This is a genomic window from Paenibacillus sp. JL3B1040 (genome assembly GCF_057063165.1).
In genome coordinates this window covers 4,178,835-4,193,284 of the sequence record NZ_CM169317.1, presented here as the reverse complement: position 1 = coordinate 4,193,284, position 14,450 = coordinate 4,178,835, and the positions used below count along the sequence as shown (strand labels likewise).

At 57.0% G+C, this 14,450-nt stretch carries 12 protein-coding genes; 11 read left to right on the top strand and 1 reads right to left on the bottom strand.

Translation table 11 applies throughout. From position 1 onward, the window contains the following. Positions 1 to 113 precede the first annotated feature (113 nt). From ACZF99_RS18860 to ACZF99_RS18850, 3 genes are read left to right on the top strand one after another with little or no spacing between them, the layout of a single operon-like run. A complete protein-coding gene (locus tag ACZF99_RS18860) occupies positions 114 to 1,070 on the top strand; it encodes a cation diffusion facilitator family transporter (protein ID WP_483606609.1) in 957 nt (318 codons plus the stop codon). Between the two features lie 44 nt (positions 1,071 to 1,114). Further along, positions 1,115 to 3,520, top strand: coding sequence for a single-stranded-DNA-specific exonuclease RecJ (gene recJ, locus ACZF99_RS18855; protein ID WP_483606608.1), 2,406 nt, complete (start codon positions 1,115 to 1,117; stop codon positions 3,518 to 3,520). Positions 3,521 to 3,577: 57 nt separating this feature from the next. Then, entirely contained in the window at positions 3,578 to 4,093 is a 516-nt protein-coding gene (locus tag ACZF99_RS18850; RefSeq protein WP_483606606.1) for an adenine phosphoribosyltransferase, read from the top strand. A gap of 69 nt (positions 4,094 to 4,162) precedes the next feature. Here ACZF99_RS18850 and uraA read toward each other — a convergent pair whose 3' ends face one another. After that, positions 4,163 to 5,452 carry a uracil permease gene (uraA, locus tag ACZF99_RS18845; protein WP_483606605.1) on the bottom strand — a complete coding sequence of 430 codons (1,290 nt, stop codon included), beginning with the start codon at positions 5,450 to 5,452 and terminating at the stop codon, positions 4,163 to 4,165. Positions 5,453 to 5,770: 318 nt separating this feature from the next. Here uraA and ACZF99_RS18840 point away from each other — a divergent pair, with 318 nt between their 5' ends. The 8 genes from ACZF99_RS18840 to ACZF99_RS18805 all read left to right on the top strand — a co-directional run bounded on the left by ACZF99_RS18840 (position 5,771) and on the right by ACZF99_RS18805 (position 14,374). Next, a complete protein-coding gene (locus tag ACZF99_RS18840) occupies positions 5,771 to 7,948 on the top strand; it encodes a RelA/SpoT family protein (protein ID WP_483606604.1) in 2,178 nt (725 codons plus the stop codon). Positions 7,949 to 7,975: 27 nt separating this feature from the next. Continuing rightward, the gene (gene dtd / locus ACZF99_RS18835; RefSeq protein WP_483606603.1) at positions 7,976 to 8,428 is read left to right on the top strand and encodes a D-aminoacyl-tRNA deacylase; all 453 of its coding nucleotides are present in this window, start codon (positions 7,976 to 7,978) and stop codon (positions 8,426 to 8,428) included. Between the two features lie 133 nt (positions 8,429 to 8,561). Further along, the gene (locus ACZF99_RS18830; RefSeq protein WP_483606602.1) at positions 8,562 to 8,735 is read left to right on the top strand and encodes a hypothetical protein; all 174 of its coding nucleotides are present in this window, start codon (positions 8,562 to 8,564) and stop codon (positions 8,733 to 8,735) included. Positions 8,736 to 8,753: 18 nt separating this feature from the next. Further along, entirely contained in the window at positions 8,754 to 9,218 is a 465-nt protein-coding gene (locus ACZF99_RS18825) for a hypothetical protein (RefSeq protein WP_483606601.1), read from the top strand. Positions 9,219 to 9,849: 631 nt separating this feature from the next. Beyond that, positions 9,850 to 11,094, top strand: coding sequence for a histidine--tRNA ligase (gene hisS, locus ACZF99_RS18820; protein ID WP_483606600.1), 1,245 nt, complete (start codon positions 9,850 to 9,852; stop codon positions 11,092 to 11,094). A 44-nt stretch (positions 11,095 to 11,138) separates the two neighbouring features. After that, the gene (aspS, locus tag ACZF99_RS18815; protein WP_483606599.1) at positions 11,139 to 12,917 is read left to right on the top strand and encodes an aspartate--tRNA ligase; all 1,779 of its coding nucleotides are present in this window, start codon (positions 11,139 to 11,141) and stop codon (positions 12,915 to 12,917) included. 39 nt (positions 12,918 to 12,956) lie between these two features. Then, positions 12,957 to 13,709 carry a tRNA threonylcarbamoyladenosine dehydratase gene (locus ACZF99_RS18810; RefSeq protein WP_483606598.1) on the top strand — a complete coding sequence of 251 codons (753 nt, stop codon included), beginning with the start codon at positions 12,957 to 12,959 and terminating at the stop codon, positions 13,707 to 13,709. Next, positions 13,706 to 14,374, top strand: a complete 669-nt coding sequence (locus ACZF99_RS18805) for a YdeI/OmpD-associated family protein (RefSeq protein WP_483606597.1) — start codon at positions 13,706 to 13,708, stop codon at positions 14,372 to 14,374. Before ACZF99_RS18810 ends, ACZF99_RS18805 begins: the two co-directional genes overlap by 4 nt. Positions 14,375 to 14,450: the final 76 nt, after the last annotated feature.

Below are 14,450 nucleotides of genomic sequence, written 5' to 3'. Positions count from 1 at the left end.
GGCCGCTATGCCTGATTGAACCGCCAAAACATGAGCTGGATGAGGATAGAGCCGCGTCTTTTTGACGCGGCTTTCGCCTCTTATCCGCTGTGATGTGCATCAGGAGGGTGATTATGACACGAGAACAAGCCGTAATTTCGCAACCGGCAGCAAGGACCGGCATCGTGGGGGATTTCGTCCTTGCCGTTTTTTTGGGGACGGTGGGTCTGCTATACGGAAGCTTGGCTTTGCTAGCCGGGGCATTATATTCCGCGTATGATGCGGCCTCCGGGGTTGCCGCCAGGCTGCCGGGTCCGGGAAACCTGCGTTTACGGGGGTCCGGATCGGCGTCCGCCGGCAAAGAGTCGCCCGAGCCGCTGCCGACCATTTTCTTTTCCGTCTTTCTGCTGATGGGCGCCGTACAGCTGTGGATTGCCGCCATTACCGACATCGCCGAGGCGGACACCACTCCGCCGGAAACCTTCGTCTTGGCAGCCGTGCTCCTGTCGATGGCTGTCCGGGAAGCCTTGTTTCAGGTCAAGCTGCGGTTATCCCGCAGGAAGACGGACGTCGATCAGCAATCGATGATCGAGAAACACCGCCATTCGCTGTTCTCATCCGTCACGGTGTTGGCGGGCGTTTTTGGAGCGATGGGCGGGCAAGCCTGGGATTTACCGGCCATGGCGTATCTTGAACCGAGTGCGGCGATCCTTGTAGCTTTACATGTGCTGATTCAAGTCTATCGGCTGGTGAAACGCTCCGTTTACGGTTCGCCTGCGTTGCCGATTCGCGAAGAGGATGCCGCATCCTTAATCGAAACGGTGCAGCGGGTGTACGGAGTCATCACCGTGGACGATTTGAAGGCACAGGAGAACGGTCATTATGTAACCGTGACCGCGAAGATCAGCGTCAACCCAAGGATCACCGTGATGGAAGCCAACGACATCGCCAATCGGGCCAAAATGCTGCTGCTTAACCGGTTTTCCCATATCATCGACGTTCGGATTCAAATCGCGCCGTATGAAGCGGGATATCCGTACAAGAGCAATACCGAGGAATCCGACAGCGACTTGCCGAACCTGCTTCAGTAAGCCGGCTCCGGAGAGAACCGACAGGAAGAAAGAAGGTGCCGCTTTTGCTTCATTCCAAATATCGCTGGGATTCGCTGCTTTGCGACCAAGAGGCTGCCAGCCGACTGGCCGGCCAGTTGAACATTTCCCCGCTGCTTGCGTCTTTGCTGGTTACGCGGGGGATAGAGAGCCCGGAGGAGGCGCAGCTTTTCCTAAGAGGAAACCTTGCGGATCAACATGACCCCATGCTGCTCAGCGGCATGAAGGAAGCCGTTCCCCGAATCCGCCGTGCGGTGGAAAACGGGGAACGGATCTTGATCTACGGGGATTACGACGCCGACGGCGTTTCGTCCACGACCTTGATGATTCAACTGATGAGACGCCTTGGTGCTACATACGACTACTACATTCCGCATCGTACCAAAGAAGGGTATGGTTTGCATATTCCGGTGCTGGAGCATTTTCACCAAAAAGGATTCACGCTGATCGTGACGGTCGATACGGGAATTAGCGCGGTCGAGCAGGTGGCTTACGCCAATGCGGTCGGCATGGAGGTGATCGTCACCGACCACCATGAGCCGCCGGCGGTTTTGCCGGAAGCGTATGCCCTGATTAATCCGAAGCTTCCCCATTGTACGTACCCGTTTAAAGGATTGGCCGGGGTTGGGGTGGCTTACAAGCTGGCCCAGGCGCTGTTTGGAGAAGACACCCCCGAAGACTGGACGGAGCTCGTCGCGCTGGGGACCATCGCCGATCTCATGCCGCTGATCGGTGAAAATCGCGTGATCGTGAAGGCGGGTCTCGCCTCGATGGCGCGGTCTGCCTTCCCGGGGATGACGGCGCTGCTGGGGACATCCGGCTGGTCCAGCGGGGAAGTGACGTCGACGTCCGTCGCTTTCGGATTGGCGCCGCGAATCAACGCCAGCGGCCGCATGAGCCATGCCAATCGCGCCGTCGCCTTGTTGACGGCGGAGAGCATGGAAGAGGCCGAGGCGATCGCCGAGGAACTCGATGTGCTTAACAAAGAACGCCAAATGCTCGTCGAGAACATGGTGGAAGAAGCGCTGCGGCAGTTGGAAGGTCAGGCGGAGACGGAGGGGCTGCCGGATGTCATCGTCGTGGCCGGCGAAGACTGGAACGCCGGTGTCGTGGGCATCGTGGCCTCCAAATTGCTGGAACGTTATTACCGCCCGACGATCGTGCTGGGCATTCACCCGGAAACGGGGGAGTGCAAAGGCTCGGCCCGCTCCATTCCCGGCTTCGACATTTATGAAGCGTTAACGGATTGCGCCGACTTGCTGGATCATTTCGGCGGGCATCCTTCTGCGGCAGGCATGTCCCTTAACCGGGAGCGCTTGGAGGAATTCGGCCGCCGATTAAATGCTTTTGCCGCCGATCGGCTTGGCCCCGAGCATTTCGTGCCGGTCCTGCAGACGGATTTGGCCTGTTCCTTGGAGGACGTTACACTGCAAGCCATCGAGCAGCTCCAGCATCTGGCGCCGTTCGGCATGGCGAACGCCTGCCCGAGGCTGCTCCTCCGCGGCCTCAAGCTGCTGGAGTGCCGGCAAATGGGCAAAGACGGCAAGCATTTAAAGCTGATTCTCGGCCAAAACGGAAAAACGGTGGAAGCGGTCATGTTCGGCAAGGGCGAATTGGCTTCGCTGCTGGCGGAGGAGGCCCGAGTCGACATCGTCGCGGAAGCCGGGATCAACGAATGGAATGGTTCGCGCAAGCCGCAGCTGATAATCCAGGATCTGGCGGTGTCGCACCTGCAGGTATTCGATTACCGCGGTTCCCGGAATCCGGTGCTGCTGCTGGAGGAGCTGCACGGCAAGTTGGTTAATCTGCCGGCTTACGGCCAGGGCGCTTCCGCCGTTGTGCTGAATGGCGGCTCCGCTTTTTTCCAGTCCCTTGATTTGAAGGATATTCCGGTTTGGGTATATGATAAGAGCGTTGGCGTACGTCCCGGCAACGCTCTTGCGCAAGCGGAGGCGATCGGGGCGATGGCGACGTTGTTCGTCCTGGAGCTTCCGGAATCTCCGGAGGGTTGGACCGGGGTGGTATCGGCTTTTACCGGACTGGAGCGCATTTACATGCTGCATTCGCCGCGTGCGCCGCAAGAGCGGATCGAGCCGCCTTCCCGAGATGATTTCAAGCTGGTGTACAGCTTGATCTATCGCGGTGCCGGGCAAGGGCTTCGCGAGGACGATTTGCTGGCTGCGCTAGCGAAACGCACCGGCTGGTCCAAACGGATGCTGGAGCTCTCGCTTGGCGTATTCGAGGAGTTGGGTTTCATTATCCGTGCATCGGGGATGATTCGGATCCATCCGTCTCCTTCCAAGCAAGCCCTGGAAACGTCAAACCGTTACCGGGAGCTGGGACTGCTGGCTGAAATCGAACAGATGCTGCAATACGGCCGGGTGCCGGAAATTACCGAATGGATGCTGACCCAAATTGAGGGAGCTTCATAAATGATTTCGAGAAACAGACAATGATTCGCATCGCATTTGAACTAGGAGGAGATTGGTTTGGATTTTAAAGAATACATCCGGGTAATTCCTGATTTTCCCCAGCCCGGCATCAGCTTCAAGGATATTACGACGCTGCTGAACGACGGCGCGATGTATCGCAAGGCGGTCGACGAACTGAAGCAGCTGGTATCCCATCTGAAGATCGATTTGATCGCCGGTCCGGAAGCCCGCGGTTTCGTGGTTGGTGCGCCGCTGGCTTATGCGCTTGGCGTCGGGTTCGTACCGATCCGCAAAAGCGGGAAGTTGCCTTACGAAACGGTCGAGGTGGAATACGACCTGGAGTATGGCAAAGACCGCTTGGCCATGCATAGCGATGCGGTGAAACCGGGGCAAAACGTGCTGATTGCGGATGATTTGCTGGCGACCGGGGGAACGATTTCCACCTCCGTCAATCTGGTTCGCCAACTGGGCGGCAATGTGGTCGGGACCGCGTTCCTCATCGAGTTGAGCGAGCTGGGCGGCCGGCAAAAGCTGCCGGGAATCGAGGTATTCTCGCTGGTGGAATACGAATAATAAGTGACGAAAGGGGCTGTTGCCAATGTTCTACATGGCAACAGCCCCTTGTTTAGTGAAGAGATGTGGTTAATGTGAAGCTTCTTCGCTGTCGTTGCTTAATTTCAGCACCTGGATCAGCTTGAAGAACAGGCTGAGCAAAATGCCGACGATGGTGGCCAGTGCCATGCCTTTCAGCTCGACATTGCCCATAGTCAACTTGGTGCCGCTGAGGCCGATGACGAGCACGATCGTTGTCAGCAGCATATTGGTCGGCTTGGAGTAGTCCACCTTCTGCTCCACGAGGATCCGCAGGCCCGAAGCGGCGATCACGCCGAACAGGAGCAGGGATACCCCGCCCATAACCGGGGGCGGGATCACGGCAACCAACGTGGAGAATTTCCCGGAGAAGGAGAGCAAAATCGCGAAGAGTGCCGCGCCGCCGATCACGAATACGGAATAAACGCGGGTCAGCGCCATGACGCCGATGTTTTCCCCGTACGTCGTATTAGGCGTCGATCCCACGAAACCGGACAGGATCGTGGAAATCCCGTTCCCCATCAGCGAACGATGCAGTCCCGGATCCTTGGATAAGTCCTTGCCCACGATGTTGCTCGTCACCAGCAGATGGCCGATATGTTCGACGATAACCACCAGCGCGACCGGAGTGATCGATGTAATAACCGAGATGTCCCATTGCGGAGTCGTTACCGTCGGCAGCGTAAACCACTTCGCCTCGGCAATCGCCGCGGTGTTAACCTCACCCATCAGATAGGCAAGGACGTAACCGACGACGATCCCGATCAGGATGTGGATGATCTTCGGGAAGCCGCGGAACAGGACGGCGCCCAGCATCGTAACGCCAAGCGTCACCAGGGATAAAGTGATGGCCGTCGAGTCGGGCGACCAAGCCGCGGCAGGATCGCTGTTGATCCAGCCGGCCATGCCGGCGGCAACCGGAATCAATTCCAGGCCGATCAAGGCGACGATCGCGCCCATGGCGGCCGGCGGGAATACGATGTCGATCCACTTCGTGCCAACATACTTGATCAACAGGGCAAACAGAATGAAGATGGCGCCGGTGACGATGAACGCGCCAAGCGCCAGCGCATAGCCGTTCCCCGGATGGTGGTGCAGCACGGCCATGACCGGTGAAATAAAGGCGAAGCTGGAACCGAGGTAGGCGGGGATTTTTCCTTTGCAGATGAGGATGTACAACAAGGTGCCGATGCCGTTCATCAGCAGGATCATGCCGGGGTCTACGCCGAACAGGTTGGGCACCAGCACCGTGCTTCCGAACATGGCAAATAAGTGCTGCAGGCTTAACAGCACGCCCGGTCCGAACGGGACTTTCTCATTCACTTGAATTTCACGTTGCAACGTGTTCACTCCTCTATAGGTACGTTCATAAGATAACTATCCTTAATAGGATATAGACATTGCCGACAATTTTCAACAGAAAATTGCTTGACGGTTGCTTTTTCAGTCTACATCATTCCCTCCGCCCGGCTAACGTCATGCAGCTTTGTAATGCGGTGGACCTTGCGAGCCGCCTGTACACTCAGCAAGGACATTACCCGGAGTTGACGGGAGAGAACGCAAGAGGCATAATTATAGGAAATCAAAATGAGGCGATTTATGCTCTTGTATGCGTTTTTTCAGTATATTTTCATATAGAAAGGAATCATCAGGATCTCAATGGGCATAGAGCAATTACTCGAAAAGGCGTCTGCCTATATAAAGGAACCGGATCTCGAGAGGATTCGGGAAGCGTACGAGTTTGCGGACGAAGCCCATCACGGACAGGTTCGCAAATCCGGGGAACCTTATATTCTGCATCCTTTGGCAGTGGCGGATATTGTAGTGAACATGCAAATGGATGCGCTGTCGGTCATTGCGGCCCTGCTTCATGATGTGGTTGAAGACACGACGGTGTCTTTAAAGGAGATACAGGAGCATTTCGGCAACGATTGCGCCTTGCTTGTCGACGGCTTAACCAAGCTGGAGCGGATCAAGTTCCGATCCAAAGAGGAGCAGCAGAACGAAAACTATCGCAAAATGTTCATTGCGATGGCACAGGACATCCGGGTGATCGTCATTAAATTGGCGGACCGGCTGCATAATATGCGGACGCTTAAATATCAGTCCGAGGAGAGCCAGCGCCGTATCGCTTACGAAACGCTGGAAATTTTTTGTCCAATCGCCAATAGATTAGGTATTTCTGCGATCAAATGGGAAATGGAGGATATCGCCTTACGATACCTCAACCCGCAGCAGTACTACCGGATCGCCAACTTAATGCGCAAGAAACGGGCAGAACGCGAGGAATACATCAAGAACGTCATCGCCCGCATCGCCGAGAAGCTCGAGGAAATGGGCGTACATGCGGATTTGTCCGGACGGCCGAAGCATATCTATAGCGTCTATAAGAAAATGACGATGAAAAATAAGCAGTTCAATGAAATTTACGATCTGCTGGCGATTCGCATCATCGTTGACAATATTAAGGACTGTTACGCAACCCTGGGGATCATCCATACGTTGTGGAAGCCGATGCCGGGGCGGTTCAAGGATTACATCGCCATGCCGAAGGCGAATATGTATCAGTCGCTGCATACGACAGTCGTGGGCCCGAACGGGGAACCGACGGAGGTTCAGATCCGTACCTGGGAGATGCACCGGACCGCCGAATACGGGATTGCGGCGCATTGGGCGTATAAGGAAGGCACAGGAACGGGCGGTTTGGAAAATAAAATCACGTTCTTTAACGAAATCCTTGAGCTTCAGCATGAAGCGAAGGATGCTTCGGAGTTCGTGGAATCGCTGAAAATGGACTTTTTCTCGGACCTCGTATTCGTATTTACGCCGTCCGGGGAAGTGATCGAGCTGCCGGCGGGCTCCGTCCCGTTGGATTTCGCTTACCGTATCCATACCGAGGTCGGCAACCGTACGATCGGAGCTAAAGTGAACGGAAGGATCGTGCCGCTGGATCATCGGCTGAAAACGGGGGACATCGTGGAGATTTTGACGTCCAAGCATTCGTACGGACCCAGCCAGGATTGGCTGAAAATCGCCCAATCCTCCCATGCCCGCAGCAAAATCAAGCAATGGTTCAAGAAAGAGAAACGCGAAGAAAACGTGGAAAAAGGCCGTGAAGCGATCGAACGTGAGCTGAAACGGGCGGGGATCGAGCCCTCCCAGTGGATGAGCGACGACAAGCTGCTGGAAGCGGCGAAGAAATACGCCTTCAACGACATCGACGACATGCTGTCGGCGATCGGGTTCGGCGGCATCACGGCCTCGCAGGTCGTGACGAAGCTGACCGAGAAACTGCGCAAAGAGCAGGAAGAGGCCGCCGGGCACATCGAGTTGACCTCGGAGGTTAAGGAAGTGAAGGCGCCGGAAGAACGCCGGCATCGCCCGACGAACGGTGTGGTTGTCAAGGGCATCGACAATTTGCTGGTGCGCTTTGCCAGATGCTGCAATCCGGTACCGGGCGACGACATCGTCGGCTACATCACCCGCGGCCGGGGGGTCTCGGTGCACCGCAGCGATTGCCCGAACATTCCGGGCGGGAGCGACGGCGAAGAAGCGGCGCGCGTGATCGACGTGGAATGGGAAGAAGCGATCGAAGCGAATTACAGCGTCGATATCGAAATTACCGGTCACGACCGCCGCAACTTCCTTAACGAGGTGCTGCAAGCCGTGTCGGAGAGCAAAACGAACATTTCGGCCGTGTCGGGCCGCTCGGATAAGAACAAAATGGCTTTGGTGCATATGACGATCCTGATTCGCAACACCGACCATCTGCAGTCCGTTGTGGAGAAAATTAAACGGGTGAAGGATGTTTACACTGTGCACCGGATCATGCAATAAAAGGGATCGGAAGGAGTTCGAGCAAGAATGAGAGTGGTTGTGCAGCGCTGCCGGGAGGCGCGGGTGAACGTGGCGGGCGTTACGGTGGGGGCGATCGGCCCGGGGCTGATGCTGCTGGTCGGCGTGACGCATGGGGACACCGAACAGGATGCCGCCTATTTGGCGGAGAAGATCGCCGGTTTGCGGATTTTCGAAGACGAAGCGGGCAAGATGAACCTCGCGGTAACGGCGATCGGCGGGGCGATTTTATCGGTGTCCCAGTTTACCTTGTACGGAGACTGCCGCAAGGGCAAACGCCCCAACTTCATGGCGGCAGCCCGGCCGGAAACGGCCGAGCCGCTGTACGAGCGATTAAACGAGCTGCTGCGGGCCAAAGGACTGACGGTCGAGACCGGGGTGTTCGGCGCGGAAATGGACGTCGAGCTCACCAATTGGGGCCCGGTGACCTTGATCGTGGACAGCTCCGGTGGCGAGGCATAAATAGAAAAAGAAAAATAAGATGGGACAATTTCCTCTAATTTCAACGGAGGTTTTACGGTTTTGGAGGATAAGCGGGCCTTTTTTGGTACAACCTTGTGGTAAAGAGCTTGACGATCAAAGGAGTTGCTTGTCCGTGCACCAATCCGCAAAATCGAGAGACTGGCAGTCCATTCCGCTCTTAACGGCAGGGCACCGCAGCGAAGCTCGGATGTCGGCCCGTTTGGTCGAGCCGGAGCGCTTTGACGCGCTGATGCGGGAGGCCAGGCCTTCCGTCGAATGGCAACCTCGACCCGGAAGCAGATGTTGATCATAAGGAGGAATCGGCATGACCCAACATATTCAGGCCTATTTCAATACGGAAGATCAGGTGGAAGGCGCACGTATCACTTTGCATGCCTACAATATCAATGAGGTAGAGGCGGGGCATGTATCCAATGAATGGGGAGAGGACGACCGGCTCCAAGTTCCGTTGCTGCCTTTAAATAACGGGGTGATCAGCGCATCGGGGGCGAATAACCCGGGAATCGTGCCCTTGCCCGGAACGGTACGCGGCGTGCAGAGCGTGCTGCCGGTTACGGCCATGGGGGAGCGTTATGCCGGCGACGCGTTGAACGGAGAGCGCAGCGAAGCCGTTGCCGGGGACCGGCCGATGGCATCGGAATCGCTCATTGACACCGGCGACGAGCCGCAGGGATGGAAATACGTGCTTAGCGCAAAGGTTAAGGACAGCGATTACGAGACCGTCGTGCGGAAATTGCGCGAGCAAGGCGCTTATATTGCCGAACCGTGAGCCGTTTGCGGATTTTGTTCTCTGTAATATAACTGTAATATTAGATACATGTTCCCTTAACATTGCTTGTTTATAATAACAGCATGACCCCCTTTTTAATATAATACTTTGGAACCTGCACCCCGTTGGTGACAGGTTTTTTTCTTTGTTCGGACATTTTTCGCGGTTCGGGCTTGACTTTAGTGCGGTGGTTTCATACAATCTAAAAATAACAGTTGACCTCATAATCATTTGATGACGGGACAAAGTAGTTCAACCCCACATCCACAGAGAAGAATCCCCGACTTCGGCGGCGGCTAACGAACGGATCGATACCGTTCCCGGACGGCGAAGCAGGCTGGAAGGATTCCGGTGATGATTGAACGAAAGACTTCCCCGAGAACCGGCGGCGAAATCTGAAGCTACTTTTCGCTTGGATAGTAGACGTGCGGCGTAGGCGGGCGATAACCGCGTAAGAGCGAATGCGATGCTTGGAAGCCGACGCGCGAACCTGCGTGACGGACATCGAATTCGGAATGTGGGTGGCACCACGGGTGATTGCGAACCGATCTCTCGTCCCTGTTTGTTGGAACAGACAGGGACGGGGGATTTTTTATATTGGCTTACGAGTCTGAGATGGAGGATGAACGATATGGCTTTTCAAAAACCGACGGGCACGCAGGACTTGTTGCCGGGAACCGTCGAGAAATGGCAATTTATCGAAGAGAAGGCCAGGGATTTATGCCGGCGCTTTAACTACCGGGAGATTCGGACCCCGATTTTCGAGCAGACCTCGCTGTTCGAACGCGGCGTAGGGGAGACGACGGATATTGTCGAGAAGGAAATGTATACGTTCCTGGACAAAGGGGAGCGCAGCATGACGCTGCGTCCGGAAGGGACGGCCGGCGTCGTCCGCTCCTATGTGGAGAACAAGCTGTACGGCGAACCGGATGTCAGCAAGCTGTATTACATCGGGCCGATGTTCCGCTATGAACGTCCGCAGGCGGGCCGCCAGCGCCAGTTCCACCAGTTTGGGATAGAGGCGTTCGGGGCGACCGATCCGGCGATGGACGCCGAAGTTGTGGCTCTGGGTTACCAGTTCTGCCGCGAGTTGGGTCTGCAAGGCGTAAAGGTGGAGATCAACTCGGTCGGCAATCCGGCCAGCCGGGCGGCTTACCGCGAGAAGCTGCTCGGATTCCTGCTGCCGATGAAGGACAGCTTGTGCAAGGACTGCCAAGCCCGGATCGAACGCAATCCGCTGCGCGTCCTCGACTGCAAGACCGACCAGGACAAATTCGTCGGCGCGCCGTCCATCCTGGATAGTCTGGATGAGGAATGCACCGCGCATTTTGCGAAGGTACGGGAGCTGCTGAGCGCGATGGAGGTCGACTACGAGATCAATCCTCGCCTTGTCCGCGGGTTGGATTATTACACCCATACGGCGTTTGAATACAAAGCCCAAGGCATCGGCGCGATTGACACCATCGGCGGCGGCGGGCGTTATAACGGATTGGTGGCCGAGGTGGGCGGTCCCGATCAGCCGGGCATCGGGTTCGGCATGGGACTTGAACGGATCGCGTTGATCCTGGAAAAGCAAGAGATCGAAGTCGGCGCCGTCAAGCCGCTGGACGTATATTTCATCGCCCTGGGCGAAGCGGCGGATAAGGAAGTTACGAGCCAGCTGTTCAAGCTGCGGCAAGCGGGATTCTCCGCCGAACGCGATTACCTGGGCCGGAAGATGAAGGCGCAGATGAAATCCGCCGACCGGATGCAGGCCCGCTACACGGCAATTCTCGGCGACGATGAGCTGCAGCGCGGGGAAATCGCGCTGAAGTCGATGGAAAGCGGCGAGCAGCGCACGGTGAAGCTAAGCGAACTGATTCAAGAGTTGAAATAACCTTAACCTATAAACAATAGTCAAAAGCGAAAAGGGGAGTTACGATGAAACGAACGCATCAATGCGGGGCGCTTAGCACCGCGAACATCGGAGAATCCGTTACATTAAACGGCTGGGTGCAAACCCGCCGCGACTTGGGGGGCGTCCTGTTCATCGACCTGCGCGACCGAAGCGGGATCGTACAGATCGTCTTTAACCCGGCTTACTCCGGCGAAGCGCTGCAAACCGCCGACCGGGTGCGCAGCGAGTACGTGCTGGCCGTCACAGGGAAAGTCGTGCAAAGGGATGCCGAAACGGTCAACCCGAATTTGCCTACCGGGGATATTGAAGTGCACATCACCGAAATCGAAGTGTTGAATGCAGCCAAAACGCCGCCGTTCTTCATTGAAGACGGTATCGAAGTGGATGAATCGCTGCGTTTGAAATACCGTTACCTCGATCTGCGTCGTCCGGAAATGCAGCAGACGCTGTGGCTGCGTTCCAAAGCCGCCAAAGTCTTCCGCGATTTTCTCGACGGAGAAGGTTTCATTGAGGTCGAAACCCCGATCCTGACCAAGAGCTCGCCGGAAGGCGCCCGCGATTATCTCGTACCGAGCCGCGTGCATGCGGGCGAATTTTTCGCTCTCCCGCAATCGCCGCAGCTGTATAAGCAATTGCTCATGGTCAGCGGAATCGAGCGTTATTATCAAATCGCCCGCTGCTTCCGCGATGAGGATCTGCGTGCCGACCGTCAGCCGGAATTTACCCAGGTCGACATCGAGACGTCGTTCCTGTCGCGCGACGAGCTGCTGGACATGATGGAGAAGCTGGTGGTGCGCCTGTTCAAAGAAACGAAAGGCATCGATATCCCTACGCCGTTCCAGCGCCTGAGCTATGCCGATGCGATGGACAAGTACGGCTCGGATAAGCCGGACCTTCGCTTTGGCTTGGAACTCGTCAACGTGAGCGACCTCGTGGCCACAAGCGGCGTCAAGGTGTTCGCTTCCGTCATCGAGAAGGGCGGGGAAGTGAAAGTGCTGAACGCCAAAGGCTGCGGCACATGGAGCCGGAAGGACATCGACGATCTCGGACCGTATGCGGCCCGTTACGGCGCGAAGGGACTCGCCTGGATCCAGGTGAAGGAGGGCGAATTCCGCGGCCCGATCGTGAAGTTCTTCACCGAGCAGGAAATCGAAGCGATCAAGGAACGCACCGGCGCCGAGGAAGGCGACCTGCTGTTGTTCTCCGCCGATAACAAGAAGGTTGTCGCCGACGTGTTGGGTGCGCTGCGCCTGAAAATCGGCCGCGATCTCGGCCTGATCGACGACAGCGTCTACAAATTCGCCTGGGTCGTCGACTTCCCGCTGCTGGGCTGGGACGAGGAGCAAAAACGCTACATCGCCGAGCACCATCCGTTCACCCGTCCGCGCGAGGAGGATCTGCCGCTGTTCGACGCCGATCCGGGCAAAATCCTTGCCCAAGCGTACGACCTTGTGCTGAACGGCTACGAAGTCGGCGGCGGTTCGATGCGGATATACAAACGCGAGGTGCAGGAGAAAATGTTCAAGGCGATCGGCTTGTCGCCGGAGGAAGCCCAGGACAAATTCGGCTACCTGATGGACGCGTTCGAATACGGCACGCCGCCGCACGGCGGGATCGCCTTCGGCTTCGACCGCCTGGTGATGTTGCTGGCCGGCCGTTCCAACCTGCGCGAAACGATCGCCTTCCCGAAAACGGCCAGCGCGACCGATTTGCTGATGAACGCGCCATCCGAAGTGGACGGGGCGCAGCTGGATCAGTTGCATATCAAGCTCGCCGCCAAGCTGGCGGAAGCGAAGAAATAACCGATTAAGACGTCAACCTATCGGGAGGTACACTAGACCATGCTTCATCAATTTTCGCGGACAGAACTCGCCATCGGGGCGGAGGGACTGGATATTCTCAAGAACAGCACGGTGGCCGTGCTCGGCGTCGGCGGCGTGGGGGCGATGGCGGTCGAGGGACTGGCCAGAACCGGAATCGGCCGGATCATCCTGATCGACAAGGACGTCGTCGATATCACCAACATCAACCGGCAAATCCATGCGTTGACGACGACGATCGGTCAGAAGAAAGCCGATCTGATGTGCGAACGGGTCAAGCTGATCAACCCGGAGTGCGAAACGATCGCACTGAATATGTTCTATACGGAAGAGACTTGCGAAGAACTGTTTAAGTACGAAATCGATTACGTGCTGGACGCCTCGGATACGATCATGTACAAGATTCATTTGATCAAAGAGTGCCTGAAACGGGGAATCCCGATCTTGTCGAGCATGGGGGCCGCCAACAAAATGGACCCGACCAGATTCCAGGTTGCCGATATTTCGAAAACCCATATGGATCCGATGGCCCGCGTGATTCGCACGAAGCTGCGGGAGGCCGGGATCAAGAAGGGCGTCAAGGTCGTCTTCTCGACCGAACCTCCGGTGAAGCCACGCCAGGACGTCACGGAGAAAATCGCTCCGGCCGGCGCCAAGATCCGCAAGGCCAAGCAGCCGCCGGCCAGCAACTCGTTCGTGCCGCCGGTGGTCGGCTTGATCATGGTCAGCGTAGCGGTGCGCGAGCTGCTGGAGCGCGGAGGCGTGCGCGTATGAATCCGGAACTGGCCAAGAAGCTGCGCTTGCCTGCGGAGAGCGGGCACGTGCTCGTGCTGGATGCGCCGCAGGGGTATGTGGAGCGGTTGGGCTTAAGCGCGGAGCATGCCGCCTTGGATGAGCAACGGGCCGGAAATTACGAGTTCGTGCAGATGTTTTTTCGGTCGATCCGGGACGTGGAGGAAGGGGCGGCCGTAGCGCTGCGCGCCGTTAAGCCGGATGGGCTGCTGTGGTTATGTTATCCGAAAGGCGGCGCCAAAGCAGGCACCGATTTGACCCGGGACAAAGGCTGGGAAACGGTCAAAGCCGCGGGTTACGACGGGATCGCGCTGATCTCGATCGACGAGACCTGGTCCGCGATGCGTTTTCGCCCGGCGGATAAGGTGAAGCTTACGCCGGGATCGTCCCGCCGTACGGCCGGAAAGGGGGAGCCGAAGGCGAAGCGCCAGCCGGCTCCGCCGCCGGAAACGCCGGCGGAGCTGACGGCAGCGCTCGGGCAGGAGCCGCTCGCTGCCGCATTTTTTGCCGGGTTGGCCCCATCTCACCGGAAAGCGTATATCGAGTGGATCCTGGACGCCAAGCGGGCGGAAACCCGGGAGAACCGGATCGCCCAAACGGTCGAGAAGCTGAAGCGGGGCTTGAAGCGCCCGTCGGATAAAGCTTAAAAGAAGATGTAACAACGAGGATGACGCTGATTTCGGGTGGATAAAAGGCTGCCCGGATCGGCGTCTTTCATTTTGA

What these genes read in the sequence shown, in the direction of transcription:
- ACZF99_RS18860 (WP_483606609.1), top strand. Translation starts at nt 114, where the DNA reads ATGACACGAGAACAAGCCGTAATTTCGCAACCGGCAGCAAGGACCGGC.
- ACZF99_RS18840 (WP_483606604.1), top strand. Translation starts at nt 5,771, where the DNA reads ATGGGCATAGAGCAATTACTCGAAAAGGCGTCTGCCTATATAAAGGAA.
- dtd (WP_483606603.1), top strand. Translation starts at nt 7,976, where the DNA reads ATGAGAGTGGTTGTGCAGCGCTGCCGGGAGGCGCGGGTGAACGTGGCG.
- ACZF99_RS18825 (WP_483606601.1), top strand. Translation starts at nt 8,754, where the DNA reads ATGACCCAACATATTCAGGCCTATTTCAATACGGAAGATCAGGTGGAA.
- hisS (WP_483606600.1), top strand. Translation starts at nt 9,850, where the DNA reads ATGGCTTTTCAAAAACCGACGGGCACGCAGGACTTGTTGCCGGGAACC.
- aspS (WP_483606599.1), top strand. Translation starts at nt 11,139, where the DNA reads ATGAAACGAACGCATCAATGCGGGGCGCTTAGCACCGCGAACATCGGA.
- ACZF99_RS18810 (WP_483606598.1), top strand. Translation starts at nt 12,957, where the DNA reads ATGCTTCATCAATTTTCGCGGACAGAACTCGCCATCGGGGCGGAGGGA.
- ACZF99_RS18805 (WP_483606597.1), top strand. Translation starts at nt 13,706, where the DNA reads ATGAATCCGGAACTGGCCAAGAAGCTGCGCTTGCCTGCGGAGAGCGGG.